The 2,965-nt window shown below is 65.7% G+C and carries 3 protein-coding genes; all 3 read left to right on the top strand.

The window, feature by feature from the left end; genetic code table 11:
- Window positions 1–857, top strand: an 857-nt coding sequence (locus VFF46_RS11975) for a DUF2254 family protein (protein ID WP_325037164.1), incomplete at its 5' end; no start/stop codon positions are given.
- A 315-nt stretch (window positions 858–1,172) separates the two neighbouring features.
- Window positions 1,173–2,297 carry an IS701 family transposase gene (locus VFF46_RS11980; RefSeq protein WP_414673058.1) on the top strand — a complete coding sequence of 375 codons (1,125 nt, stop codon included), beginning with the start codon at window positions 1,173–1,175 and terminating at the stop codon, window positions 2,295–2,297.
- A gap of 72 nt (window positions 2,298–2,369) precedes the next feature.
- Window positions 2,370–2,903, top strand: a complete 534-nt coding sequence (locus tag VFF46_RS11985) for a hypothetical protein (protein ID WP_325037166.1) — start codon at window positions 2,370–2,372, stop codon at window positions 2,901–2,903.
- The last annotated feature ends 62 nt before the right edge of the window (window positions 2,904–2,965 follow it).

A 2,965-nucleotide genomic window follows, 5' to 3' on the forward strand; every position in this document is an offset into this window, starting at 1 on the left:
TGCTGATGCTGGCCAGCATCGCCACGTTGTTCCTCTACATCCACCACTCGGGGAACGCGCTGCGCGCCGCGGGCCTGATCGACCTGGTCGGGGACCATCTGAACGAGGAGCTGAACCGCAAGTACCCCGCCGCGGGGCCACCGCTCGCCCGGCCCGATGTCGTGGTCTCGCCGGAAGCGGGACTCGTGATCGACCTGGATCATCCCGCGCTGATCGCAGCGGCGTCCAAGGCCGGCTGCGCGGTGGAGATGGTCCCCCTGATGGGCGACTTCGTACCGGCAGGCGCGCCGCTGTTCCGCGTGCACGGCGACCCTATCCGTCTCGACCACGCCCACGTCGCACGGCTCGTCGTCCTCGCCGCGGAGCGGACCCACGGCGATGACCCGGCGTACGGCTTCCGCAAGCTGGTCGACATCGCCGAGCGTGGTCTCGCCCAACCGTTCACCGACCCGACCACCGCCGTGATGGTGATCGACCGCCTGCACGACTGCCTGCGGCAGCTCGCCATCCGCGACTTCCCCTCCGGCCGGCACTACGACGCCGGCGGCGAGCTCCGGCTCATCGAGCGCACCTTCAGCTGGGAGGGCTACGTCCGGCTCGCGTTCGACGAGCTCTGCCTCGCCGGAGCCGCCTCCCCCCAGGCATCGCGCCGGTTACGCGCCGCACTGGAGGACCTCCTGACGGTCGCACCACCGGAGCGGCACCCACCGCTGAAGCGGCAACTGGACGTGCTCGTCGCCGCCGTTCACCGCCGTTACGAGGACCCGCGCGACCGACGCGCAGCGCTGGTCGCGGATCAGCAGGGCATCGGCTCGGGCAGCGACCTCGCGGCGGACTCCGACTTCCACGCAAGGTGACATGGGTGCCGGCGTTCGCTGCTCGGCCGGCCACTACCCGACAGCGATGGACGACCTGTACCGCCTGCTGCTCGCAGCCGCACCACCCAGCAACCTTCCCGGCCCGGAACAGTGAAACCACTGTGGATTTGTCAAGGACCCGACCGGGACGCGCCGTGGGTGCGAATGTGCCAGCAGCTCGCGAGCCGCCTTCTTCATGGACGTGATCTTGTACTCGTTCGTGCTTAGTACTGCAACGACACTTCGTTATGGGTTGACCGGCGTGTCGGCTAGGCTCTGGTTCGACGGTCGTGTAGTTGATCTTGTGTGCTGGAGATGGTGACGGACTGGTCGGCGCGTTTCGCTGCGTTCGCGGGGCAGTTCGGGACGCGGTTTTCCCGGGTGGAGCCGCGGCGGCAAATGGTTTCCTACCTGCGGGGACTACTGGCGGAAGCCGAGCGCAAGAACGGCTGGACCCTGGCAGAGATGGCGGGCGAGACGGGTCCGCAGGGCATGCAGCGGCTGCTGAACTTCTATGCCTGGGACGCCGAGGGCATGCGTGATGATGTGCGCACTGCGGTGGTCGACGTGCTCGGGGACGCCGAACGCGGCGTGTTGATCGCCGACGAGACCGGATTCGTGAAGAAGGGCACGAAATCCGCCGGCGTGGCGCGCCAGTATTCGGGCACGGCCGGGCGAATCGAGAATTCGCAGATCGGCGTGTTCTTGGCGTACGCCTCGGATCGGGGGCGGGCTTTGATCGATCGCGAGTTGTACCTGCCGAAAGAGTGGATCGCGGATCGGGGAAGGTGCGCTGCGGCCGGTATTCCGGACGACGTCGGATTCGCGACCAAGCCCGAACTGGCACAACTGATGGTGGAACGCGCGCTCGCCGCGAGAATCCCGTTTGCATGGTTCACCGCCGATGAAGCCTATGGGCAGGTCGGGCGGCTACGGCTCTGGCTGGAAGAGCACGATATTGCACATGTGCTGGCAGTACCCAAGTCCCAAATGGTGATTTCCATGGATCTGCGGCAACGACGCGCTCGCGTCGTCATCGCGGACGTCGAACCGACCGCCTGGCAACGTCTGTCCTGTGGCAATGGCGCCCACGGGCAACGGATCTACGATTGGGCGGTAGTCGACATTCGACCCCTGCGCCGACAAGAAGTCGGCCACTGGCTGCTGGCCCGCCGCTCAGTGAGCGACCCCACCGAGATCGCCTACTATATTTGCTGTGGCCCCGCCGATACCGACATCCACGAACTGGTGCGCGTCGCCGGAAGCCGCTGGGCAATCGAAGAAAGTTTCCAAACTGCGAAGAACGAAACAGGGCTCGACCACTACCAGGTCCGCCGATACGAAGCATGGTATCGGCACATCACTCTATCCATGGCCGCAGCGGCGTTCCTCGTCCTCACACGAGACGACGCGAAAAAGGGGGATCCATGCCCGGTCTGATATCGCTCACCTCCAACGAAATCCGCAGACTGCTCAACCGCGTCACCGCACCGATCCGCCACACAATCCAGCATGCGATGCACTGGTCACGATGGCGACGCACCAGCCAAGCCCGAGCACGTGCCAGCCACTACCGACGACGCGGCCATTACGAAGTGTCGTTGCAGTACTAAGTTCAGTCTCCCGTATGTGGTCGGTGCCTGCCTGGACCGCGGGCAGCTCACCCTCGCCGAGTTCACCGAGGAATCTCTTACCGACACGGCAATTCACGCCATCGCGAACCGGGTTGAGATCGCCGAGGACCCGGAAAGTCGTTTCCCGGAAGCATATTCGGCGGCGGTCGAGATCGCCCTGCGCGACGGCCGTAAGCTCGCCCGCCGTGAAGCGATCAACCGCGGGCACAGCGAACGCCCGCTGACCCACGCCGAGATCGAGGAGAAGTTCCTCGGCAACGTGCGCGCGGTCACCGACGAGAGCACCCTCAAGCGCGTCCGAACCGCCGTGCTTTCGCTGGGCACCGAACGCGAGATCCGCGAGTTTGCCCTGGACTGCGCGACGTCAGGCCAGCTAGCCCGGATGTTTCGCGGGGGTGACGTGCTGGCCTGATCGGTTTCGGATCGGGTTTTTGGCGGTGTTTTCTGGTCGTTGGGCGTGGTGGGTGGCCCTGT

The sequence above is a fragment of the Kribbella sp. genome (assembly GCF_035655035.1).
In the GTDB taxonomy this organism is placed as follows: domain Bacteria; phylum Actinomycetota; class Actinomycetes; order Propionibacteriales; family Kribbellaceae; genus Kribbella.